Raw genomic sequence first — 22,610 nt, 5'->3', positions numbered from 1 at the left:
GACAAACGCCGCAGGGCCCCGGGATTCCGGGGCCCTGCGGCGTTCGGCGTTCCGCGTTCTGCGTTCTGCGTTCTGCGTTCCGCGTCCCGCGCTCCGCGGGTTCACGCGATGTCGAATGCGTCCTCGTAGATTTCGGTGCGCGAGGTCTGGGGATAGACATACTGCGCGGATTCACGGAACGGGCCCATGAATTCGGGATCTGTCATCTGGGCCCGGTTCTCGGCCTGGAGCGTCGCGAGGTCGGGATATTCGAATTCGATGACGGCCTCGTTGTTAGGGCCGGCCGTCGGCACGAGGAATCTGGGCTTGGCCCAGCCTTTCGCCTCGCAGACGTCCCCGAGCCTCTTCACAAGGCCGGCGAATTCGCGGAATTTTCCGTACTGGACGATAGAGACGGAACGAAGTCGATACATGGGGGCGACCTCCTGATCAGCGTGACCTTTGACGCCGGGCACGACTCCCCGTTTGCGACCACGTCTGCCGACGGCCGGAGCGTAAGCCCGCCGATCTGGGCCGGTCAATGGCTGAATCGCGGAGTTCTCGGGGGCTCACGGCAGCAGCGACCGTGCCGTCTCCTCGAGGACTCTGCGGACCGCCTGCATGACGGGGTGCCCGGCGCTCGAGGCGCGCATCGAAGTGAACAGGGTGCGGTGCGGGGCGCCCTCGAGGTCGAGGAGCCGGGCGGCCGGCGTTCGATCCACCCACACGAGGTCGGGCAGGAGCGCGACGGCGTTTCCGGACTCGACGAGCCGCACGTGGGCCTGGAGGTCGGCCGTCTCGTAGCGGACGTCCGGCTCGAAGCCCGCCGACCGGCACGCTTGCTCGGCCCAATGCCGCGAAGCGGCCCCGTGCGGCTCCATGACCCACGGAAGGGGCGCGGCGTCCGGCAGGCGCGCGACGCCGTCGAACGCGCTGCCCGCGCCGGAGGGCGGGATGGCGAGCCGAATCGCGTCTCGGGTCAGGTGCTCGCGGTCCAGGCCGGGGTAGTGGGGCGCCGCGTGGTTCGGGTACTGCTCGGCCACGACAACGTCGAAGTCGCGGGCCCACGTCTCATGCAGCGCCGTCTCAGGCTCGTGCTGCACCATCTCGACGCGCAGCGCCGGGTGTCTCTCCCGCAGGGTCCGGAGCGCCACCGGCATGAGCGCAAGCGCGGCCGTCTGGAAGACAGCAAGCCGCACCGTGCCGCTGACCTCGCTCTGACTCGCGGCGAGCGCAGCCTCGGTCCGCTCGAGCGCGTCGAGGAGCCCGCTCGTGTGCTCGACGAGCACGAGCGCCTGCGGCGTCAGGACCACGCGCCGCCCGGACTTGCGAAGCAGCTCCGCGCCCACCTCCTTCTCGAGGAGCGCGAGCTGCTGGGACACCGACGAGGGGCTGTAGGCCAGTGCGTCGGCGACCTCGGCGAGCGTCCCGCGAATACTCAGTTCGCGGAGCAGCCGGAGGCGTCGGATCTCGAGCATGGCAGGGACTCCAATTGTTCGGGTTTACCCATGATTATGCGTCAGAAACAATCACTTCTACTTCTGTAATCCGCGACCGATACTGTCTGGAGACCCGACACCCGGTGCTGCCAGAGACCCTGCAGCGAGCCGGATCGGAGCCCTCCACACGACGGACAGGACCAACGCACCATGACCACGCCGAGCCACGGTTCCCAGCCAGCTCACCCGTCTCCCTCCCGCACCGCAGCGGCCGGAGCCCAGCCCGACTCTGCGAGCGCCGCCGACGTGCGCCCGCAGGACCTCGCCGACGAAGCGGTTGCCCAGGTGCGCCGCTGGCTCGACGCCGCCGCGAAGCTCCCCGTCGATCCCGCGGCGGCGCAGCTCGCGGGCGTCCTCAAGGACCCGAACGGCCTCGAGTTCACGGTCGGCTTCGTGGATGGCGTGGTCCGCCCGGAGGACCTGACCGTCGCGGCACGCAACCTCCGCGATCTCGCGCCGAAGGCCCCCGCGTTCCTCCCGTGGGCCCTCAAGCAGGCCGTGCGCCTGGGCGGCTCGCTCGCTCCGGTGGCGCCCGGCGTCGTCGTCCCCGTGGCGCGGCGCGTGCTCCGCGAGATGGTGGGGCACCTCATCGTCGACGCGTCCGACGCGCGGCTCGGCCCCGCGATCCAGAAGATCCGCAAGCCCGGAATCCGGCTAAACATGAACCTCCTCGGCGAGGCGATCCTGGGCCAGGGCGAGGCTGCACGCCGCCTCGAGGGCACCCGCCGCCTCCTCGAGCGCGACGACGTGGACTACGCGTCGATCAAGGTCTCGGCAACCGTCGCGCCGCACAACCACTGGGCGTTCGACGAGGCGGTCGGGGACATCGTCGAGTCCCTCGCGCCGCTGTACCGCCTCGCGAGCGAGAGCACCCGGGCGGGCAAGCCGAAGTTCATCAACCTCGACATGGAGGAGTACAAGGACCTCGGGCTCACGATCGAGGTCTTCACGCGCCTGCTCGACCGCGAGGAGTTCCGCGGCCTCGAGGCCGGGATCGTGCTGCAGGCCTACCTCCCGGATGCGCTCGGCGCGATGATCCGCCTGCAGGAGTGGGCCGCGAACCGCACCGCGAACGGCGGCGCGCCGATCAAGGTCCGGGTGGTGAAGGGCGCGAACCTTCCCATGGAACACGTCGACGCCGAGATCCACGGCTGGCCCGTGGCGACGTGGGGCTCGAAGCGCGAGAGCGACACGTCCTACAAGGCCGTCCTCGACTTTGCGCTCCATCCCGAGCGGCTCGCGAACGTCCGCGTCGGCGTCGCTGGGCACAACCTCTTCGACGTCGCGCTCGCGTGGCTCCTTGCGAAGGCTCGCGGCGTCGACACGGGCGTGCGCGCCGGATCAGGCCTCATCGAATTCGAGATGCTCCTTGGCATGGCGTCGGCGCAGGCGCAGGCGGTCCTCGCCGACGTCGGCCACCTCCTGCTCTACACGCCGGTGGTCCACCCGGGCGAGTTCGACGTTGCGATCGCCTACCTCATCCGCCGCCTCGAGGAGGGCGCGAGCCAGGACAACTTCATGAGCGCGGTCTTCGAGCTCGACGCCAACGAGGTCCTCTTCGAGCGCGAGAAGAAGCGCTTCCTCGCCTCGCTCGAAGCACTGGACCGCCCGCCCTTCGCCGGCGCCGTCCCCGAGCCGCATCGAATCCAGGATCGCCGGCAGGAGGCGAACGACGGCGCAGCCTCCTCGAGCGCCCACGGCACCCGCGCGAAGGCTCCCGCCTTCGCCAACACCCCCGACACCGACCCCGACCTCCCGGGCAACCGGGTCTGGGGCCGGGCCATCCTCGCGCGCGCCGAGCACTCCACGATCGGCAGCGACACGGTCGAGCGGCACACGCTCGCCACGGAAGGCGAGGTGGACGCGACAGTGGGCGCCGCCGTCGTCGCCGGCGAGGCGTGGGGCGCGCTCACGGGCGCCGAGCGGGCCGCCGTCCTCGATGAGGCCGGCCGCTCGCTCGAACGGCATCGCGCCGACCTGCTCGAGGCGATGGCGAGCGAATGCGGCAAGACGCTCGACCAGGGCGATCCCGAGGTCTCCGAGGCGATCGACTTCGCCCACTACTACGCGACGCTCGCCCGGGAGCTCGACACGGTCGACGGCGCGCGCTTCGTCCCGAGCCGGCTCATCGTCGTGACCCCGCCGTGGAACTTCCCGGTGGCGATCCCGGCGGGCTCGACGCTCGCGGCACTCGCGGCGGGCTCCGCCGTCGTCATCAAGCCCGCGAAGCAGGCGCGGCGCTCCGGCGCCGTCATGGTCGCCGCGATCTGGGAGGCGCTCGACGCCGCTGGCATCTCGCGCGACGTCCTCCAGTACGTGCAGCTCGAGGAGCGCGCGCTCGGGCAGCGGCTCGTGGCGCACCCCGACGTGGACCGCGTGATCCTCACGGGCGGCTACGAGACCGCCCAGCTATTCCGCTCGTTCCGCAAGGACCTGCCGCTTCTCGCGGAGACGTCCGGAAAGAACGCGATCATCGTGACGCCGAGCGCGGACCTGGACCTCGCGGCGCGTGACGTAGCGCAGTCCGCGTTCGGGCACGCGGGGCAGAAGTGCTCCGCGGCCTCGCTCGTGGTGCTCGTCGGCTCGGTCGCGAAGTCCAAGCGCTTCCACCACCAGCTCCTCGACGCAGTGCAGTCTCTCCACGTCGGCTACCCCTGGGACGCGCGGAGCCAGATGGGCCCGGTGATCGAGCCTCCGGGCGAGAAGCTCGAGCGCGGCCTCACCCAGCTCGGCGCGGGCGAGCACTGGGTGCTCGAGCCACGTCAGCTCGATGACTCCAAGAAGCTGTGGAGCCCCGGCCTGCGCACCGGCGTCCGGCCGGGCTCCGAGTACCACCTCACCGAGTACTTCGGCCCGGTGCTCGGCGTCATGACGGCGTCGACGCTCGAGGACGCCGTGAAGCTCGTCAACGAGGTGGACTACGGCCTCACGTCGGGGCTGCACTCGCTCGACGGCGCGGAGATCGCCTACTGGACCGAGAACATCCAGGCCGGAAACCTGTACGTGAACCGCGGCATCACCGGTGCGATCGTGCGGCGGCAGCCGTTCGGCGGATGGAAGAAGTCCGCGGTCGGCGCCGGCACCAAGGCTGGCGGCCCGAACTACCTCGTGGGCCTCGGCTCGTGGGCGGATGCGCCCGTGAGCGGCGCCGGATCCGCTCCGCGCGGGGCGGCGGCCGAACTGCTCGTCGCCGCGCGGCCCGAGCTCCCCGCGGACGACGCCGGGTGGCTGGCTTCCGCTCTCGGCTCCGACGCGGCGGCGTGGGCGTCCGAGTTCGGCGTCGCGAAGGACGCGAGCGGGCTGGTGAGCGAGCGCAACGTGCTCCGCTACCGGCACCTGCCGGTGACCGTCAGGTTCGAGGGTCCGACCTCGGGGCACGGCCTCGCCGAGCTCCTGCGCGTCGTCGCAGCGGGCCTCGTGGCGGGCTCGCGCCTGACGGTGAGCAGCGCCGTCGACCTCCCCGGCGAGACGGTCGCCGTCCTGCGCCGCCACGAGGCCGTAGTGATCGTCGAGGACAGCGCCGCGTGGCTCGCACGGGCGGCCCGCATGGGTTCGGGACGGATCCGGCTCCTCGGGAGCCCGGTGGCCGCGACCGAGCTCGCGGAGGCGCTGAATGGCACGCCCGACGTCGCGGTGTACGCGCACCCGGTAGTCGGCGCGGGCCGCGTGGAGCTGCTCCCGTTCCTGCACGAACAGGCGGTCTCGCTCACGGCGCACCGCTTCGGGAACCCGAATCCTGTGGTCCAGTCCGTCGAGCTCTGACGAACAATCCGTTCCCACTGGGCCGTTCGCACTGCGGCCCGCCGAACCTTTCGGCGGGCCGCAGTGCCGTCCTGGCTAGTTGACCCGAATGGCCCATGAGCAGCTGAAGTGCCCGACGTCGGCCGCGTTATGCTCTTTTTCGGCGCTGACGTACTCCGCTTCAAGGACGAACACGCCGGGCCTGACGATGCTGGCTTCGATGTCAACAATGAGTTCATCGTTTCCGACGGCGTAGCGACACGGCCCGCCCGAGCTGCACTCGTACTCAAAGTCTGGAGTATCCGAGGCTGGAATCCCCCGCTCGTTCAATCCAGAAAAGTACCGCAGGTTGAGCCAAGACGGCGGGACACCTGGGCGGATGGTGATCCTCGCGGGCCTCCAGCCGGTCGCGTCGACCTCGCTGACCGGGATCCGGTTTTCGTCATCTTCGCGGAGCGTCCGGAGACTCCCGTCAATCCACCACAGGGCGTTGGCTCGCTCGAGTACTCGCTCGCCGATACTCGCGCTCGGCGGCGCGGCTGGTGGCGGAACATACGGGCGCAAGCTGACGACCGGGCCCTCCGATTCCAGCCCTGCCCCCTCGCCCGGAACGCCACACGACGCGAGTACCGCCCCGGCCGCAAGGGCAAGAGGTCTGGTCAACCGCATGTCGTTAGCAGCTGAATCGGCCATCGCTACTCGTCCTGCCGAAATTCGTCTGGCCGCCGACGAGTGCCGAGTGGTTAGAGATGGCGCGCCATGTCTGAGTGCCAGTCCCGCGACAGTCGCTTTTGACCTGTGAGTTCACGGACTGAAGGGTGTTCTGCGAAAACTTGGACACCGTCCGGTAGCGCTCTCCGAACCAGCCAATGTAGCCGACGGAGAGATTGATACTGGTCCGGGTGCTCCCAGGACACGCCGTGCGACCCTTCGCCGAGGCAAGACCCGGCTCCGAGTAAGCGTAATGAGGGGTGTCTGTTTGTCCGTAACAGCCCGGCCGGATCCCCACCCAGGCTGAAGAGGACAAGAACTCTCCTGTTGGCTCATTTGCACTACCAGGCGTCAGCGATATCACGGACCCTCCGGCAGGTGAGTCGCCAGCCGGAGTTCCACTTCCCGGCCCCGCGGCCGTTGCCGCCGAACCGGACCCAGCGACTAGGGCGATGGCTAGACCGAGTGCGCCTGCGAGATTGTTCACGTTCTTCATCTGGTCCCCCACTAGTTTGATGGACACGAACAGCGAAAAGACTGCCGGGCCTCGAGCGTAGCCAGATGTCCGAACACGGAGCTGACACGTGTGATCCTCGCGGGCCTCCAGCCGGTCGCGTGAACCTCGCTGGCTGGGATCCGGTTTTCGTCATCTTCGCGGAGCGTCCGGAGACTCCCGTCAATCCACCACAGGGCGTTGGCTCGCTCGATTACTCGCTCGCCGATACGCGGCTGACAGCGGACCGAGGCACACGCACCTAGCCCATATACACAATGGCAACGAAACATTACTATTACGTATATGGCTGGAGTGAGTGTGAAGCAGGCCGCAGAGTCCCTCGGAGTTCAGCCGCAGACCGTCCGGAAGATGATCCGGGAGCGGGTGCTCGAACTCGAGCCCGGGATGGAAGGCGTCGCCCTCATCATCTCCTCGGCATCGCTGGCCCGCGCGCGCGCCGCGCGCGCGGCGCCGAGGCGCCGAGGGCGCGCATGGTCCGCGCGCGTGGCCTGGGCGGCGATCGACCTGCTCGCAGGAGGCCGCGCGACCTGGCTGAACCCGGCCGAGCGGCACCGTCTCCGCAACTCACTCGTCTACTTCGGTGCAGCCGACATCGCATGGCTGGCCCGCAACCGCGCCTCCGTCCACCGTTACCGGGCGACCTCGGAGGCAGTGCCGCTCGTGGCCGAGCACGTCATAGCAACAGCGGGCAGCGCCGTCGCGCGCAGCCCCGAGGTGGCTGCCGCCTTCGGCCTCACTGGCGGCACCGGGTTCGTCGATGGCTACGTGCCGGCCGGTGCCGCCCAGCAGATTGCAGACGCGTACGGCCTTGCCGAAGACCCCGCAGGGAATGTCGTCCTCCGAGAGGCGGAGTTCACCGAGGCACTCCTGAACGGAGCCCCGCTCCCTGCGGTCGCGCTCGACCTCGCCGACTCCACCGCGACCCGCGAACGCTCGGCAGGGCTGCGCTACCTCGAGGAGAGGCTCGCGGATGGCTGACCGGGCTCACGAGGACGGCCGCCCCATCTGGGACATCGCACCTCCGCCGGGCGGGTGGATGACACCGTGGCCGCAGTGCATCGAGCTGGTCAAGGCCGTCGGCCCCCAGCACTGGACTCTCGTCGGCGGCCTTATGGTCCAGCTCCACTCCGCCCGGGCCGGACTGGCGGTCGCCCGCCCGACGGCGGACGTCGACGTCGTCGTGCATATCGAAACCGGCCACACAACCGTCAACGACGTTGCGACGGCCCTGCTGACGCTCGGGTACGAATTCCAGCCGCCGAGCGACAGCGACAGCTCGGCACACCGCTTTGTCCGTGGGGAGAAGCAGGAGGAGCAGGTGGATGTCATGGTCGCCGACCATGTCTCCCCAAGAGTTGAACGAAGGCTGTTCGGCCGGAACGCCTTCGAACTGCCAGCCGGCACCCAGGCGCTCAGACGTACAGTCTATGCGGAGATCGGCGACGGGGTGCTGGTGAGCATCCCGAACGTCCTGGGCGCCCTCGTCCTGAAAGGCGAGGCATATAGGAGCGACTCACGGGACCGCAGACGCCATCTCGACGACGCCGTAGTCCTCGCCGCATGCGTTGCAGCCCCGCTGGCCATGCGTGCTCAGATGGCCGGGTCTGACCGGTCTCGCGTCCAACGGCTCCACGGGGCATTGGAGTCGCCTGCACACGAATCGTGGACCCTCCTCGACGCTGCGGACCAGACGAGGGCGCGCGACGCCCTGCGCATCCTCTCGGCCAACCCCCAGCCCCAGCGGATCCCGAGGATCGGAAGCTAGGCGACCCGCGCCGGCCACCCCGCGGAGATCACGAGCATCGCGCAAGCCCCGGGGGTCGGGAGGGGCGTCCTCCCGACCCCCAGAGGAAGATCGGCCGGCGAGAACGCAGCTGCCGTTCCGAGCGGCCGGCGAGGGTCGACGGGCGGGGCTGATGGCGGGGCCCATAGCCCCTCCCCGAGTGACCGCGGGTGTGTCATCGTGTCGTCATGAGCGACGGCACTGGTCCACATGGCGCCGACGACGCGAGGCGGAGCCGGTTCCCTTGGAGGCGTGTCCTCATCGCAGCCTCCGTGGCGGTGGTCCTCGCACTCGGTGCAGTCCTTGCCCGAGTTCTTGTCCAGTCCCAGCATCCGGCCCCTCCGGCCGCCGCGCCGTCGTCGTCCGCGTCCGCGACGCCCTCGCCAACTCCAACCCCGACGCCGAGCCCGCTGCCGCCACAGCCCTCGCTGCCGGATCTCCCCCCGGTTCCGATGAACATCCTGGTCATCGGAAGCGACATCTCCGGAAGCGCGCGCGAGGCAACCGAGCAGCAGGAGGCCACGGGCGCATCGGCCCCGCAGGATGCCGACACCATCATGCTGATCCACATCCCAGCAGACCGGCACAAGGTCTACGGGATCTCGATCATGCGCGACAACTGGGTGAACATCCCCGGCTACGGCGTGATGAAGATCAACGCGGGCCTCCAGCTAGCCGGCCCCAAGCTGGTTGTCGCCACGGTCGAAGCGCTGCTGCATACGCATATCGACCATTACCTCATGACGGACTTCGGAGGCATCAAGGCGTTCGTCGATACCATCGGCGGAGTCGATGTGGACGTCCCCATCCCCTTCACGGCGACCGTTCCCTTCACCGCGCCCGCCGGCACCGAACACACCTTCACGCCGGGAATCAACCACCTGGACGGAGAGGCCTCCCTCCAGTTCGTGCGCGAACGCCATGCCTTCGCCGACGGCGACTACCAGAGGGTCCGCGACCAGCAGGTGTTCGTCCGGGCCCTCATGGTCCGCCTGCTGAGCTCCGGAACGGTCCACGACGCGGCGAGCGCCATCCGCATTGTCGGGCTAGCGTCGTCCGTCCTCACCGTCGACCAGGGCTTCGACCCGATCACGCTCGCGACAGTGGCCTACGCGCTGCGGGGCACCGACCCTGCGGCCTCCGTGTTCTTCACGCTGCCGACGGCGGGGACCGGCACCTCGCCGGACGGCCAGCAGTCGATCGTGGTGCCGGACTACGCAGGCATCGCTGAGGTCGCGGCAGCCTTGGCTGCGGACGGGCTGGCTGACTACGCCGCGGCGCACGGCCTGTGACGCCTCGAACTGGCCAGAAGCTAGCGCCCAACCCGCCCGCGCACCGCTAGCCGGACGAAGCCCTGCCGCCCCGGGCCGGTCCGTCGACCGCGCGATTCAGCTCGCGCCGTCGTCCGCCCTCTCGGAGACATGGCTGCGCTCGACGGCGTCGACGTGCGCCGAGGCTGCGGGCAGCGGACCGTCGTGCCCTCTGCCGGCCAGCGGAAGGCGCAGGGTGAAGACGCTGCCCACCCCGATCTCGCTCGTGCATTCGAGCCGGCCGCCGTGCAGGGCAGCGACCTCGTGGGCGAGCGCGAGACCCAGCCCCATGCCGGGAATGCCCGAGCGGAGCGCCGAGGAGCCCCGCTGGAAGCGCGTGAAGATCCGCTCGAGGTCCTCCGGAGCGATGCCGATCCCCTCGTCCTGCACGCGGCACACGGCCCACTCGCCGTCCCTCTCCGTAGTGAGTGTCACCGAGGACCCCGATTCCGAATACTTGAGGGCGTTCGAGACGAGGTTGTCGAGGACGCGGACGACGCCGGTCTTGTCGCCGTTGACGGGCAGCTCGCCGTCGCCCTCGGTGCGGAGGGCGATCCCGCGGCTCTCGGCATCCGGCGCGGCCGAGGCGGCCGCCTGCCGCACGAGTCTGGCCAGATCGAGCTTCGTGCGCTGGACGTCGGGCGACGATCCCTCGATGGAGGCGGCCAGGATGTCGTCGACCATCTTCCGGAGGTGCCGCGCGTTGCGGCTCATCACGACCAGGTCGGACCGCGCGGCCGCGCTGAGCGACTCGTCCTCCTGCAGGAGTTCGGCGTAGCCGAGCAGGCTCGTGAGGGGCGTGCGGAATTCGTGGGACATCGCGGCGAGGAAGCTGTCACGCGCGCGGACCGCCGCCACCACCTCCGTGACGTCGGTGCAGGCTAGCACCGCCCCGGCCCGCGTGCCTGCGGCGTCGCGGAATTCGCGGGCCGAGATGGAGACCGTCCGGGCCTGCGGCCCACGCCCGAGTCGGAAGACCTCGTGGTTGAGCTCCTCGCCGGCGATCGCGCGACCCAGGGGGCGCTCCGCGGCCGGAACGAGCGCGTCACTGCCGTCACGGTAGATCAGGAGTTCGGGCTCGGTGGCCCGGTCCGCGCCGGGCGGAAGCGCCGTCAGGTAGAGCTGGCGCTGCCGCGAGTTCATGAAGACGTCCGTGCCGGAGTCGTCGATCACGAGCACGCCCACGTCGACCGTGTCGAGCACCGTGTCGAGGAGCCGCTGGCGCGTCTCGCTCCGGGCCAGAAGCTCCTCGACGCGCTCCTGCTGGGCGATCCCGCTGAGCGTCAGGACGGACATCGCGACGGCGACGGACACGAGCATGAGGGGGACCACGAGCTCAGCGACGAACGTGTGCGGCGCGTGGTCGCCGATGATGAGGAGCGGCGTCCAGACCATGAGCAGCGAGGCGAAGGCGCAGACGGCCACGATGAGCCTCGGCCTCCGGCCGGCGCCCGCGAGCCACATGACGGGAAACACGGTGAGGAGCCCGAGCCCCGAGAGGACTCCGGCCGCGCCGCTCCGGACGAGTCCCACCGCGACGAAGTCGAGGAGCGGAATCACGAGCACCCACCAGTCGGGCAGCCGCCCCCACGGCACCGCGGCGCACAGGAGCAGGATGATCAGCGCCGCGACCTGGCCCGCAACGAACGTCGGGAGCGTCAGCGCCTGCGGGTCGGCGAACACGAGGGTGGCAGCGACAAGGAGCAGGGTCAGATTGAGCGGCAGCTGGCTCAATACGGCAGTCCCCCGCGGGCCGAGCGCGCGGAAACGACGCCTGCCCAACAGTAGGACGTCGAGAAGCTTATCCACAGGTCCTCCAAGTCATGCGTGATAATCCCACTGACAAGTCTGTGACACGGATGGTCAGAAGTGATTGAGTTGGCGTGGAAGGGAGAATGATGACTCGCCGAGCGCTGATTATTGAGGACAATCCGGACATCCGTAGGCTCCTCGAAGCGACGCTGAGCCGCCAGGGCTTTGAGGCAACGAGTGCCGGCGCCGGCTATCCCGCCCTCGAGGCTGCCCGGCGGGACGCCCCGGACCTCATCACGCTGGACCTGGGCCTCCCCGACCTCGACGGCCTCGAGGTCTGCCGCACGCTCCGGATGTTCAGCAACGCGTACATCCTCGTGGTGACCGCGCGCGCAGCGGAGGCGGATCGGCTCGACGCGCTCGACCGCGGAGCCGACGACGTGCTCGCCAAGCCGTTCAGCCCCCGCGAGCTCCAGGCCCGCATCGAGGCACTGTTCCGCCGGCCCCGCGCGGCCTCGGTCCAGGAGACCGATCTGCAGACCGCCGCACGCGTCCAGCAGGGCCTCCTGCCCGACCGGGCACCCAACGTGCGCGGCTACGACGTCGCGGGCGCGTGCCACCCGTCCCGGAGCGTGGGCGGGGACTTCTTCGACTGGGAGACGGACGGGATGTCCCTCGCGTTCACTCTCGCGGACGCCATGGGCAAGGGCATGGGCGCCGCGCTCGTCGCGGCGACCGCACGCGCCGTGCTCCGCCCGGGACGCCTCGAGCAGGGCCCGGGCGCACTCGTCGGCACCGCCGCGCGCGCCCTCGAGCCTGACCTGCTGCGTCTTGGCTCCTTCGTGACGCTCCTCCACACGCGGCTCGACGCCGCGAGCGGGGACTTCACGTACGTCGACGCGGGCCACGGCCTGGGCCTCCTCATCCACCCCGACGGCGTGTGGGAGCGGCTCACGACGTCCGGGCCGCCCATCGGCCTCCTCCAGGGCGCCGAGTGAACTGCCCACGACGGCAATCTCGAGCCCGGCGGCGCGCTCGTGGCACTGAGCGACGGGCTCCTCGAGGCGTTCCCGCGGGTCGACGACGCGCTCGACGCCGCCGCGGCCGCCATCCTCGCCGCCCCGGACGCGGACACGGCAGTCCGCAACGTCATCGGCCTCGATTCGACGGGCCAGGACGATACGACGGCCATCGTGGTCAAGCGCGAACGCGTCCCTGGCCTCGCCAACGGAGCCGCCGTCAGATGATGAGCATCCATGCCATCCGCATCGTCGCGGCCCTCACCGTTGTCATGGGCCTCATCTACATCACGTGGCGCTGGACGGCGTCCCTCAATTGGGACGCGTGGTGGATCGCCCTCCCGCTCGTGGCCGCGGAGACGTACTCCCTCATCGACGTCGCCCTCTTCTCGCTCACCATCTGGCGCATGTCGAACCGCGAGGTCGCCCCAACTGCCCCGCAGGGCCTCACCGTGGACGTCTTCATCACGACGTACAACGAGGACCCCGAGCTCGTCCTCGAGACGACGCGCGCGGCCCTCGCGATCCGCTACCCCCACACCACGTGGGTGCTCGACGACGGCGCGCGCCCTGAGATGCGTGCCGCCGCGGAGCGTCTCGGCGCGGGCTACGTCTCACGGGGGTCGGAGTGGCAGGGCAAGCCGCGCCACGCGAAGGCCGGCAACCTCAACAATGCGCTCCACGAGACCCAGGGCGAGTTCGTGCTGATCCTGGACGCCGACCAGATCCCGCGGCCCGAGATCCTCGACCAGACCCTGGGCTACTTCAACAACCGCCGCGTGGCCTTCGTGCAGACGCCCCAGTGGTTCGGCAATGTTCCGGAGAACGATCCCCTCGGGAGCCAGGCTCCCCTGTTCTACGGCCCGATCCAGCAGGGCAAGGACGGCTGGAACGCGGCGTTCTTCTGCGGCTCCAACGCCGTGCTGCGCCGGGAGGCCCTCATGCAGCTGGGCCTCGCGGGCTATGTCGAGGACACCGAGCGGCGGGTCAGCCGGGCACTGACGGCTGGCCGCCGGGTTCTGCGCACCGCACGACGGCGGCCCGAGGCCCGCGATCCCAACGTCGCCGCGCTGCTCGCTCGGGTCGAGGCGGCCCTCGCCGAGGGTTCGAGGCGCCTCGATTCAGGGGACTCGTTCGGCGACGCGACCTATTTCGTCCAGGCCGACGTCGACGCCGCGGTCCGCACGCTCGTGGCCCGCGACCTCGAGGCCGCCTCGGCGGACGCGGCGGCCCTCCGCGCAGAATTGGCAGAATTCGAGGACGAAGCCCTCGGCGACGATCCCGCGGAGCTGGACGCCGCCGTCGACCGCCTGGTGGCCCGCGACCTCTCGCCGCTCGGCGCGCTGGAATCGGTGCGCGCACTCCTGGACGCGGTGAGCGTCGAGCGGCTGCACGAGGCGCAGCCGATCATGCCGCTCTCGACCATCTCCGTGACGGAGGACATGTCGACGTCGATGCGGCTTCACGCGTCCGGCTGGCGCAGCGTGTACCACCACGAGATCCTCGCCGTGGGCCTCGCGCCGGAGGATCTGCCGTCGATGCTCACGCAGCGCCTCCGCTGGGCGCAGGGCACCGTCCAGGTCATGCTGCGCGAGAACCCGCTGAACATGCGCGGCCTCTCGTGGCCGCAGCGGCTCATGTATTTCGCGACGATGTGGAGCTACCTCTCGGGCTTCGCCGCGGTCGTGTATTTCGCCGGCCCGCTCGCGTACCTCCTGTTCGGCGTCCTCCCGGTCCACGCGCTCAGCACGGCGTTCTTCGAGCGCTTCGTGCCGTTCATGGTGCTCAATCAGATCCTGTTCGTCCTCGTGGCGCAGGGCGCCAAGACGTGGCGCGGACAGCAGTACAGCTTGGCCCTGTTCCCCACGTGGATCCGCGCGTGCACCTCGGCCGCCGCGAACGTGTGGTTCGGGCGCCCCCTGGGGTTTGCCGTGACGCCGAAGTCGCGGGGCGAGCGCCGCCGCGCTCTGCCGCTGGTCTGGCCTCAGGCCATCCTCGCGGTGCTGCTCATCGTGGGCTGTGTGACGGGTGTCATCCGATGGGGCTTCGGCCTCAGCCAAGGGCTCGGTACCGTGGTGAACATCGTCTGGGCGATCTTCGACGTCGTCCTGCTGAGCGTTCTCGTCGGTGCTGCACGATATCAGGGTTACGAACCGCGTGCCGTCGCGGACAAGGAGGAAGTATGAAATTCGCCGTCCTGGAGCGGAACGGCTTCACTGAGGTGTCCGCACACGGACGGCTCAACATGATCAGCGCCCCCATGCTCAAGGCCGAGGTGTCGAGGGCGATTGAGCTGGGGCACCGCCGTATAGTCCTGAATCTCGGCGAGACGGAGTTCATGGACTCCTCGGGCCTCGGGGCGCTCGTGGGGTGCCTCAAGGCCGCGCGGCAGGCTGGCGGCGATCTCCGAATAGCCAACGTGAGAGAGCAGGTGCAGATGGTGCTCAAGCTGACCAGCATGGACCGGATCCTGACACCATACGGCGACGTCGAGGACGCGTACCGGAATGCCTGAGGTACTTGCTGAGGGGCATGTGCGCGGTCCCGCGACCCCTCCCATCGTCGAGGCAGTGCAGGACGAGCTCGTGCGCCTGTGGGACAACGCGCTCGTCATCGGCCCAGAGGACCGGCTCCCGTTTGAGCTGGCCGTCGTCGAGGTCGTCACCAATGCCGTCCGGCATGCGAAGCCCCCCGGAGGCGAGGTCCAGCTCGACCTCGAGGTCGAGGTGCAGCCCGATCTGCTGCTCGCGCGGCTCTTCGAGCTCGGCGCCCAGCCGGTCAACATTCCCGAGGGCGCGGGCGAGATGCCCGACCCCGAGGCGGAGGCCGGCCGTGGCCTCGCGCTGGCCCGACAGCTGCTCACCACAATCACGTGCGAGCGGCGCGACGGAGCCAACCTCTGGACGCTCACGCGACGCTCGGTGCCCCACGACCCCGCGACCTGACGCGCGGCGTTGACGCTCGCGCGCCGGGTGGCGGGTTCACGCTCGGGCGCCGGGGGCGGGCTCAGCGCGGACGACGGCGGCCCGCGCCCGGGCGGCGCCCCTTGCCGCCCGCCGTGCCCGGCTTGCCGGCCCCGCCCGGCCTCCCGCCCTTCCCCGTGCCGCGTCCCGAGCGGGCTGCCTTGGCGGCGCGGCTCGCGTCGTTGCGCGCCTTCGCATCGGCCGACTGCGAGGCGGCCCGGTCCACCCGACGCTGCTTCGCGGCCTCCTGCTGATCCCGCTGCACCGAGGACTGGCGCGAGCTGCTCGCCGAGCGGCCCCGGACCACGCCGATGAACTCCTGGATCTCGTCGCTCTCGTTGTCCTGCAGCCACGCGATGCCCACCGCGTACTCCGGAACGCCGGTGACGGGGCGGTACCGGAGCTCCTTGCGGTTGAAGTGGCGGACCACACTCATCGGCAGGATGGCGAGGCCCGCGCCGCCCTCCACGAGGTCAAGGCGCTCGGAGGGGCCGCCGTCGTACTCGAAGAGCTCGTCCTCGATCTCCGCAAGGGGCACCTCCTCGAACGCCTGGATCTCGTGGCCCTTCGGCGCCACGACCACGGGGATCTCGTCGTAGAGCGGGATGACGTGGAGCCCCTCGCGGTCCACGGGGAGGCGCACGAAGGCGACGTCCGCCCGTCCGTCGTGGATCACGGCGAGCTGCTCGGCGTCGTCGACCATCTCCGAGGTGAGGGGCACGCCCGGGAAGCGCTCCTCCCAGCGGTGGAACCACTTGCCCGGCGAGACGCCCGCCACGAAGGCAACGCGCAGGCCGGCCGGGGGCACGTGCTCGGAACTCATGAGGTCAACCGTAGCCCGGCTACGCTTAACCCATGACTTCCCGCAAGCCCCAGACCATGAAGCCGGCCACCGCCGCGAAGAAGCTGGGCATCTACCTGCCCGCGACGCCAGCGGAGTTCCAGGACGGCGAGGTGACTCGCGAGCAGCTCGACGAGCTCACCGCCAATCCCCCGGAGTGGCTCGCGGAGCTGCGGCGCAACGGCCCGCACCCGCGGCCCGTCGTCGCCCAGAAGCTCAACGTGTCGGTCAGCGGCCTCGCCCGCGGTGGCGTGACCGACGCGCTCACGACCGCCGAGATCGGCGACCTCCTGCAGAACCGCCCCCAGTGGCTCGTCGACGAGCGCGCCAACATGGCGGCTGTCCGCGAGGAGCAGAAGCGCATCCGCGACGCCGCAGCGGCCAAGTCGCAGAAGAAGATCAAGGCGGACCCGCGCCACTACCACTGACAGAGGTTGCGGGGTCCCGTCCCCACCGTTGCGGGGTCCCGTCCCAACCCTTGCGGGGTCCCGTCCCAACCCTTGCGGGGTCCCGTCACTCGCGGCGGCCGCGCCGACGCAGGCGAGTCGCGGGATCAGCCTGGGCAGGGGTAGTCGCCGTCGACCGCTGCCATGTATTGGGCAAGCTCGACGCGCCCGCGGCTCGTCAGCGGGGCCTGCGAGCACAGCTCCTTGGCGCCGTCCGCCGTCGTCGCCCCTGCCAGCCACTCCGGCAGGGCCGCGAGCGGGCTCGTGCTGGGCGCGCTTCCGACGATGCGCCCCCACTGCCGCGCCGTCGAATACAGGCCGATCCGCGCGCCCTGCGCCGCAAGCGAGGCCGTCATGCCCTCGAGCACGGCGCGGTTCGCGGTCGTGTCCGGCTGCCACGTGTTGGCGGTCTCGACGTCGAGCCACCATGTGTAGCTGTTGGCCCCGGTCGGCAGGCCGGCCGAGCGGGCGGCCGGCGCGAGGCGTTCGGCGACGTCCTCGGCCGCGCGGTCCCAGCCGAACTGCCACGCGCACGCTGACGTGGACTGGCCGGAGCACGTCCCGTAGGGCGTCGATCCAGACTTCGGCCAGCCCGCAGGCGCCGGGGCGGGCCCTGGCTCGCCCGGATTGCTCGTGTTGATGTAGAGCTGGAGCTTCGGCTGCGCGGTCCCGCCCGCCGTCCCGTTGGCCCACGCGAGCTCCGCGGCGAGGCACGGGTTGGTCGTCGTCGAGGTGCCGTGGTTTACCCCGACCACACCGAAGGCAACGTTCGACGGCGGGAGCGCGCGGCACTGGGGGTACGAGATGTCGGCACCCAGGGCGGGGGGCTCCGAGGTGTGCGCGAGTGGAGTCGGAAGCGACGGGACGGCCGCACCCCCGAGCGCGAGGACCAGGAGCGCGCCCAGCGCGGCCCCGGCGCAGCGGAGGGCTGCGCCGGTTCGCAGGACACGGAAGGGTCGTAGCGCGCGGGAGGCGAAGGCCAAGATGTGCGGGGGCTCAGCTCGGGAGATTCGCCATGAGGAGATCGCGGTGCGTGGCCGCAGCCTCGCCATGGAGCCGGGCGCCGGCATCGGTAAGCTCGAGATAGAGCGAGCGCCGATCCTCTGCGCACGCGGCGCGCCGCACATATCCGGCCTTCTCGAGCCGGTCGACGATCTTCGAGAGCGCGCTCTGGGTCATCGGCGAGATGGCGTTGAGGTCCTTCATGCGGCACCCGTCGGCGCTCTGCTCGGAGAGGAGATCGAGCGTCTCGAACTCGTTGAGCCCGATCCCGTGGCGCGCGGAAAGTTCGCGATCGAGCGCATTGGAGGTCTTGAGATAGGCGGACTGGATGGCTCGCCACTGTTCTACGAGCTGGGGTAGTGCCTCCGTAGACATGTTCCGAGTGTATCGCCACTTCGATTTAAATTCCAGTTCATCTTTTTCCTTGTCATTGAATGAAGGGTCATGTAACGTCGAGGCCATGGCACAAGAGCTGACCACCCTTCCCGACTTGGCCACCCCTCAGACCTCCGCGACGAACACCGCCGCGACCGGTGCCGCGATCGGTTCCGCGCCCGGTGCCGGGATCCCCGCGGCCCAGTGGACGCGCGCCCAGTGGCTCCTCCTCGTGACCCTCTGCGTCGTGCTCGCCCTGGACGGCCTCGACGTCTCGATGGTCGGAGTGGCCCTCCCCTCGATCGGCCGCGAGCTCGGCCTTGGCACAGAATCGCTTCAATGGATCGTCTCCGGCTACGTGCTCGGGTACGGTTCCCTCCTGCTCCTCGGCGGGCGCATGGCCGACATCATGGGGCGCCGACGGATCTTCCTCGCCGCGCTCACTGTCTTCGCGGCCGCGTCGCTCTTCGGCGGCCTCGTCAGCGACCCGACCCTGCTCATCGCCACGCGCTTCATCAAGGGCCTCGCGGCTGCGTTCACGGCGCCGACCGGCTTCTCGATCATCACGACCAACTTCGCGGAAGGCCGCGAGCGCAATCGCGCGATCTCCATCTACACGACGTTCGGGGCCAGCGGGTTCTCGCTCGGCCTCGTGGTCGGCGGCCTCATGACGGCGCTCAGCTGGCGCTGGACGTTCCTCTTCTCCGTGCCGTTTGCCGTGGCGGCAGTCGTCCTCGGCCTCCGTTTCATCCCGCGGGACCGCCCCGCGGACGACGGCGGGCACGACGTCTGGGGTGCCGTCACCCTTGCGCTGGGCATGCTCGGGCTCGTCTTCACTCTTGTCTCGGCGCCCGACGCAGGCTGGGGTTCGGCGCGGACAATCGGCGGCTTCGCGGCGTCGGCCGCCGTCCTCGCGGCGTTCGCCTGGATCGAGACGCGGGCCAAGCACCCGCTCATCCGCTTCGGAATTTTGCGCGAGGGCTGGGTGGCGCGCGCCAATCTCGCGGCCGTGGCCCTCTTCGGCTCCTACCTGAGCTTCCAATTCATCGTGACGCTGTACCTGCAGTCAGTTCTCGGCTGGGCACCGCTCGCGATGGCCCTCGCGCTGCTCCCCGCGGGGCTCATGGTGGCGGGCAGCGCGCCGTTCGCGAGCCGGCTCATCGACCGCTTCGGGGCGACCCGGCTCGTGATCGCGGGGCTGCTCTCGCTCTCGCTGGGCTACCTTCTGTTCCTCCGGATCGGCACGCAGCCCGTGTACGCGACGGACATCCTCCCGTCCGTCCTGCTTCTGGGCGTCGGCTTCGCGCTCGGGTTCCCGTCCATCAACGTGCAGGCGACGGCCGGGATCCACGACAACGAGCAGGGCCTCGCCGCGGGCCTCATCCAGACGAGCACCCAGGTGGGCGCGGCGGTCGTGCTCGCGGTGACCACGGCCATCGTCGGCTCGGGCGGCGCCGGGGCCGACGGACACGGCCAGGCGTCGGCGGCGGCCATGCTCGACGTCTTCCGCCCCGGCCTCGGACTGAGCACGGCCGTCGCGATGGCCGGGCTCGCGATTGCCGCGGCCCCCCGCTGGTGGAAGATCCGGCGCGCCGCCTGACCACAGACTCCGTGACGGGTTGGCAGGGACCCCACAATGGTCGGGACGAGACCCCACAACCGCCGGGACGGGACCCCACAACCATGGGGTCGCGTCTTGGCCGGAGCTCAGTCCTGGTGGAGCTGGACGAAGTTGCCGAACGTGTCGTCGAAGACGGCCGTGAGGCCCGCCGGGCCCTCGGCGGGCTCGCTCTGGAAGGCGACACCCGCGGTCGTGAGCCGCTCGTAGTCTGCGCGCACGTCGGCCGAGCCGAAGATGATGGCGGGCAGCCCCTGGGCGTAGACCCCGCTGCGGTAGGCCTCGGCCACGGGGTTGTCGCTCGGCTCGAGCAGGAGCCCGAGCCCCGGCGTGCCGGGCGAAGACACGATGAACAGGTTGATCTCCGGCATCGCCATGAGCGTGTCGAAGCCGAGGGTCTCGGTGTAGAAGCTGTGGGCGGCGGCGGGATCGGTCACGTGAATGCTGCACATCTTGACTCGCATGCGCCCAGCCTAGGCAGGGTTCTCTGGGGTCGCTAGGACAGCGGACGACGGCGGGCGCGCACCCGCCGTCGTCCGCTCACCGGCGGCGCCCTCGCCGGAACGCGAGCGCCAGCGCCAGGATGACGCTCAGCGTGATCGCCACGACCCCCGGCCCCGTCACAGGCTGCTCTAGCCAGCCGGCCCACACCGTGGCGGCGGGCAGCAGGAGCGCCGCCGGGATGGCCGCGGCCACGAGAGCGGCTGCGTTGGCCCCGAGCCTGGCGGCCCTGCCCTCCGGCGGGGTGCCCGGACGGCGGCGGGTGCGCCAGTCCTCGGCGATCAGCCGGGGAACGCGCGAAACGTACACCGCGACGTGGACGAGGATGAGCGCAAGCCACCCGAGGAAGCTCACCACGTGCAGCTTCAACAGGACGGGTGGCGCCGGGCCGGTGAACGCGAGCGCAACCCCGCTCCCGATGACGGCGACCGTGAACAGCAGCAGAAGCGGAGAGAGCACGCGCATCACGGGGTTCGGCGGGCCCTTGCGCCGATACGCGGGATGCCGTGCGTAGTAGCGCACGAACCGCCACCCGGTCGACGCCGTCTTGACCGCAACCGGGCCGATCAGGAGCACTCCGACGAAGAAGTGCAGCGGCATGAGGCCGCGCAACTGGATCAGCGTGACGATCTCCACCGCGAACAGCACGAGCAGGACCGCACCAGTCAGCGCCGTCAGCCTTTCGTTTCCGGCGACGCCAGCCCCGCTCCGCGAGCCGCCCTCCGGTGCGGACTCCGGCGTATCGGTCGCGTCAGCACTCGTCACTTCTCCTCCAGGATCTGCGGCGAGTGTAGCGCCGCTTCCCTGAATGCGGCTGGGTTGGGCGAGCAGACCGCGGACGACGGCGGGTGCTCACCCGCCGTCGTCCGCTCACCCGCCGTCGTCCGCTCACCCGCCGTCGTCCGCCCACCCGCCGTCGTCCGCGCAACCGGCCCCGTGCCGCGTGACCCCCCCGCCTCGTGCGCCCGCCTCGCGCCCCGGGCGGCCTAGAGCTCGCGCTCGGCGTACGCGTGGAGGGCGTCCCGCACGTACGCCGCACCGTCGGCGCCTCCGTAGTTGGCGGCGAAGCGCTCGTCCGCGACGTACATGTCGGCGAGGCCGAGCACGTAGGCCTTCGCGGTGCCCTCGGGGTAGCCCGGTGTGCCCGGGATGGAGCCGAGCCATTCGACGTGTCGGGCGGCGAGGGTCTGGGCCGTGTCGCTCTCGGGCGAGGCGCCGCTCGCGGCGGCGGCGCGCCAGTCGTCCATAAGACGCGCGACGCGCCCCTTCCACTCCTGCTGGCCCTCGGTGCCGAGCCCACGCCACCACTTGTCGCTGTCGGCGTAGGCCTTTGCGCCCCAGCGGGCCTCGACCTCTTCCTTGTACTGCGTGTGGTCGAACCCATCGAACATGTCCTGTGCCATGAGTTGGCCGCCTCCTTCCAATTGCTGAATCGTCGACTCGACGGCCCGCGCCTGGCGCGCGAGCCTCTCCTGCTCCTGCCGCAGCCACGCGAGGTGCGTGCGCAGCGCGGCGGCTTGGTCCCGTTGGTTCTCGAGGACCTCCGCGACGGCCGGCAGGCCAAGCCCGAGCTCGCGGAGTAGGAGGATGCGCTGGAGCCGCACGAGCGACTCCTCGTCGTAGTAGCGGTAGCCGTTGTGGCCCACGCGGCTCGGTTCGAGCAGGCCGATCGTGCCGTAGTGGCGCAGCGTCCTGCTCGTGGTGCCGGCGAACTTGGCGACCTCCTGGATGCTCCAGTCCATGCGTTCCCTCCTTGCTTCTTAGAGCGTAGAAGTTGACGCAGCGTCAAGGTCAAGGGGCCAGCCAATCTAGCTGTGCATCCCGGGCCGGAGATTCCGACCAGCTCTGCCGCCAGATTCGCCTCGGCCGCGGCGTGTCCTCACGACACGCCGTCGAACCGCGGCCAGTCCCGGTCGGAATCGGCCGGCCTAGCCGGTCGCGCGGCCGCTCAGCCGGTCCACGACCGCGAGGAGCTCCCCGAGCGACGTTCCGAACGACTGCTCGGGCCACGTCCCGGCCAGCGACGAGTAGTGGTACAGCCCCTCGCCCATGAGCATGACGGCGGTCGCGACGGCCGGGTCGTCAATCTCGCGACGGATGAGCTCGAGCCAGGCGGCGTCGAGCTCTTCGAGCACGGCGAGCGCGTCGGGATGCCCGGACTGCGCCAGCCGAACCGTCGCGACGAAGAGGGCGTCCATGTCCGTACCCGAGTTGACGGACGTGCGCACGAAGTACCGTGAGGGCCCCTCCGGATCCGCCGCCATCCGCTCCCGATCGTCCCCCGCGGCGGCCCGCAGCGCCCCCAGCAGCGCCTCGGCGAGAGCGTCCTTGCTCTTGAAGTGGTACAGCAGCCCACCCTTCGAGACTCCCGCCTTGGCCGCGACGGCGTCCATGGTCGCCGCGCGCTCCCCCTCGGACACGAGGAGGTCTCGGTACGCGGCAAGAAGGGCCTCGCGGGCCTTGGGCGGTCTGGGCATAGGGCCACTGTACGCGGCGTTGATACTAAACCGTCCAGACGGTACAGTTATCTTGAAAACCCCTCCGAGAGCAGGA

The 22,610-nt window shown here is 70.2% G+C and carries 22 protein-coding genes; 11 read left to right on the top strand and 11 right to left on the bottom strand.

The window, feature by feature from the left end; genetic code table 11:
• Window positions 1–101 precede the first annotated feature (101 nt).
• Together E6A26_RS13520 and E6A26_RS13515 are read right to left on the bottom strand one after the other, a co-directional pair.
• Window positions 102–455, bottom strand: a complete 354-nt coding sequence (locus E6A26_RS13520; protein WP_136611727.1) for a hypothetical protein — start codon at window positions 453–455, stop codon at window positions 102–104.
• 93 nt (window positions 456–548) lie between these two features.
• Window positions 549–1,457 carry a LysR substrate-binding domain-containing protein gene (locus E6A26_RS13515; protein ID WP_136611726.1) on the bottom strand — a complete coding sequence of 303 codons (909 nt, stop codon included), beginning with the start codon at window positions 1,455–1,457 and terminating at the stop codon, window positions 549–551.
• 171 nt (window positions 1,458–1,628) lie between these two features.
• Between E6A26_RS13515 and E6A26_RS13510 the strand changes: the two genes are divergently transcribed.
• On the top strand, window positions 1,629–5,240 hold the full coding sequence (locus E6A26_RS13510) for a proline dehydrogenase family protein (protein WP_136611725.1): 3,612 nt from the start codon (window positions 1,629–1,631) through the stop codon (window positions 5,238–5,240).
• Window positions 5,241–5,315: 75 nt separating this feature from the next.
• On the opposite strand, the gene E6A26_RS13505 is transcribed toward E6A26_RS13510, so the two are convergent.
• Complete coding sequence (locus E6A26_RS13505) at window positions 5,316–5,912, bottom strand: hypothetical protein (RefSeq protein WP_136611724.1); 597 nt, start codon at window positions 5,910–5,912, stop codon at window positions 5,316–5,318.
• Between the two features lie 817 nt (window positions 5,913–6,729).
• Here E6A26_RS13505 and E6A26_RS13500 point away from each other — a divergent pair.
• The 3 genes from E6A26_RS13500 (at window position 6,730) to E6A26_RS13490 (ending at window position 9,522) form a co-directional block, all read left to right on the top strand.
• Window positions 6,730–7,425, top strand: coding sequence for a DNA-binding protein (locus E6A26_RS13500; RefSeq protein WP_136611723.1), 696 nt, complete (start codon window positions 6,730–6,732; stop codon window positions 7,423–7,425).
• Window positions 7,418–8,212 carry a GrpB family protein gene (locus E6A26_RS13495; protein ID WP_136611722.1) on the top strand — a complete coding sequence of 265 codons (795 nt, stop codon included), beginning with the start codon at window positions 7,418–7,420 and terminating at the stop codon, window positions 8,210–8,212. The genes E6A26_RS13500 and E6A26_RS13495 overlap by 8 nt, the downstream gene beginning before the upstream one ends.
• A gap of 206 nt (window positions 8,213–8,418) precedes the next feature.
• Window positions 8,419–9,522 carry an LCP family protein gene (locus tag E6A26_RS13490; RefSeq protein ID WP_136611721.1) on the top strand — a complete coding sequence of 368 codons (1,104 nt, stop codon included), beginning with the start codon at window positions 8,419–8,421 and terminating at the stop codon, window positions 9,520–9,522.
• Window positions 9,523–9,618: 96 nt separating this feature from the next.
• On the opposite strand, the gene E6A26_RS13485 is transcribed toward E6A26_RS13490, so the two are convergent.
• Window positions 9,619–11,274, bottom strand: coding sequence for a sensor histidine kinase (locus E6A26_RS13485; RefSeq protein WP_136611720.1), 1,656 nt, complete (start codon window positions 11,272–11,274; stop codon window positions 9,619–9,621).
• Between the two features lie 161 nt (window positions 11,275–11,435).
• On the opposite strand from E6A26_RS13485, the gene E6A26_RS13480 reads away from it, so the two are divergent.
• Genes E6A26_RS13480 through E6A26_RS13465 form a run of 5 tightly spaced genes read left to right on the top strand, consistent with a single transcriptional unit; the run spans window position 11,436 to window position 15,256 of the window.
• A complete protein-coding gene (locus E6A26_RS13480) occupies window positions 11,436–12,290 on the top strand; it encodes a response regulator (protein WP_327407664.1) in 855 nt (284 codons plus the stop codon).
• Window positions 12,291–12,329: 39 nt separating this feature from the next.
• Window positions 12,330–12,539, top strand: a complete 210-nt coding sequence (locus E6A26_RS18105; RefSeq protein ID WP_327407663.1) for a hypothetical protein — start codon at window positions 12,330–12,332, stop codon at window positions 12,537–12,539.
• Complete coding sequence (locus tag E6A26_RS13475) at window positions 12,539–14,497, top strand: glycosyltransferase (RefSeq protein ID WP_136611816.1); 1,959 nt, start codon at window positions 12,539–12,541, stop codon at window positions 14,495–14,497. Before E6A26_RS18105 ends, E6A26_RS13475 begins: the two co-directional genes overlap by 1 nt.
• Window positions 14,494–14,826 carry an STAS domain-containing protein gene (locus E6A26_RS13470; RefSeq protein WP_136611719.1) on the top strand — a complete coding sequence of 111 codons (333 nt, stop codon included), beginning with the start codon at window positions 14,494–14,496 and terminating at the stop codon, window positions 14,824–14,826. The genes E6A26_RS13475 and E6A26_RS13470 overlap by 4 nt, the downstream gene beginning before the upstream one ends.
• Window positions 14,819–15,256: an ATP-binding protein gene (locus E6A26_RS13465; RefSeq protein ID WP_136611718.1), complete on the top strand. Its 438-nt coding sequence runs from the start codon at window positions 14,819–14,821 to the stop codon at window positions 15,254–15,256. The genes E6A26_RS13470 and E6A26_RS13465 overlap by 8 nt, the downstream gene beginning before the upstream one ends.
• A gap of 61 nt (window positions 15,257–15,317) precedes the next feature.
• Here the strand turns inward: E6A26_RS13465 and E6A26_RS13460 are convergent, their stop codons facing one another.
• The gene (locus E6A26_RS13460; protein WP_136611717.1) at window positions 15,318–16,097 is read right to left on the bottom strand and encodes a LysR family substrate-binding domain-containing protein; all 780 of its coding nucleotides are present in this window, start codon (window positions 16,095–16,097) and stop codon (window positions 15,318–15,320) included.
• Window positions 16,098–16,129: 32 nt separating this feature from the next.
• Between E6A26_RS13460 and E6A26_RS13455 the strand changes: the two genes are divergently transcribed.
• Window positions 16,130–16,543, top strand: coding sequence for a DUF5997 family protein (locus tag E6A26_RS13455; protein WP_136611716.1), 414 nt, complete (start codon window positions 16,130–16,132; stop codon window positions 16,541–16,543).
• 125 nt (window positions 16,544–16,668) lie between these two features.
• On the opposite strand, the gene E6A26_RS13450 is transcribed toward E6A26_RS13455, so the two are convergent.
• Both E6A26_RS13450 and E6A26_RS13445 read right to left on the bottom strand, forming a co-directional pair.
• Complete coding sequence (locus E6A26_RS13450) at window positions 16,669–17,544, bottom strand: glycoside hydrolase family 25 domain-containing protein (protein WP_234865493.1); 876 nt, start codon at window positions 17,542–17,544, stop codon at window positions 16,669–16,671.
• A 13-nt stretch (window positions 17,545–17,557) separates the two neighbouring features.
• Window positions 17,558–17,938, bottom strand: a complete 381-nt coding sequence (locus E6A26_RS13445) for a MarR family winged helix-turn-helix transcriptional regulator (RefSeq protein WP_136611715.1) — start codon at window positions 17,936–17,938, stop codon at window positions 17,558–17,560.
• A gap of 85 nt (window positions 17,939–18,023) precedes the next feature.
• Here E6A26_RS13445 and E6A26_RS13440 point away from each other — a divergent pair, with 85 nt between their 5' ends.
• A complete protein-coding gene (locus E6A26_RS13440; protein WP_136611714.1) occupies window positions 18,024–19,538 on the top strand; it encodes an MFS transporter in 1,515 nt (504 codons plus the stop codon).
• A 107-nt stretch (window positions 19,539–19,645) separates the two neighbouring features.
• On the opposite strand, the gene E6A26_RS13435 is transcribed toward E6A26_RS13440, so the two are convergent.
• The 4 genes from E6A26_RS13435 to E6A26_RS13420 form a co-directional block, all read right to left on the bottom strand.
• Window positions 19,646–20,020: a VOC family protein gene (locus tag E6A26_RS13435; RefSeq protein WP_136611713.1), complete on the bottom strand. Its 375-nt coding sequence runs from the start codon at window positions 20,018–20,020 to the stop codon at window positions 19,646–19,648.
• Between the two features lie 76 nt (window positions 20,021–20,096).
• Complete coding sequence (locus E6A26_RS13430) at window positions 20,097–20,822, bottom strand: hypothetical protein (protein WP_136611712.1); 726 nt, start codon at window positions 20,820–20,822, stop codon at window positions 20,097–20,099.
• A 221-nt stretch (window positions 20,823–21,043) separates the two neighbouring features.
• Entirely contained in the window at window positions 21,044–21,799 is a 756-nt protein-coding gene (locus E6A26_RS13425; protein WP_136611711.1) for a MerR family transcriptional regulator, read from the bottom strand.
• Between the two features lie 186 nt (window positions 21,800–21,985).
• Entirely contained in the window at window positions 21,986–22,534 is a 549-nt protein-coding gene (locus tag E6A26_RS13420; RefSeq protein WP_136611710.1) for a TetR/AcrR family transcriptional regulator, read from the bottom strand.
• Between the last annotated feature and the right edge of the window lie 76 nt (window positions 22,535–22,610).

The organism is Sinomonas albida, assembly GCF_004919045.1.
Taxonomy (GTDB): Bacteria; Actinomycetota; Actinomycetes; order Actinomycetales; family Micrococcaceae; genus Sinomonas; species Sinomonas albida.
Note: the sequence above shows the minus strand (reverse complement) of the source record. Positions and strands in the feature narration are given on the sequence as shown.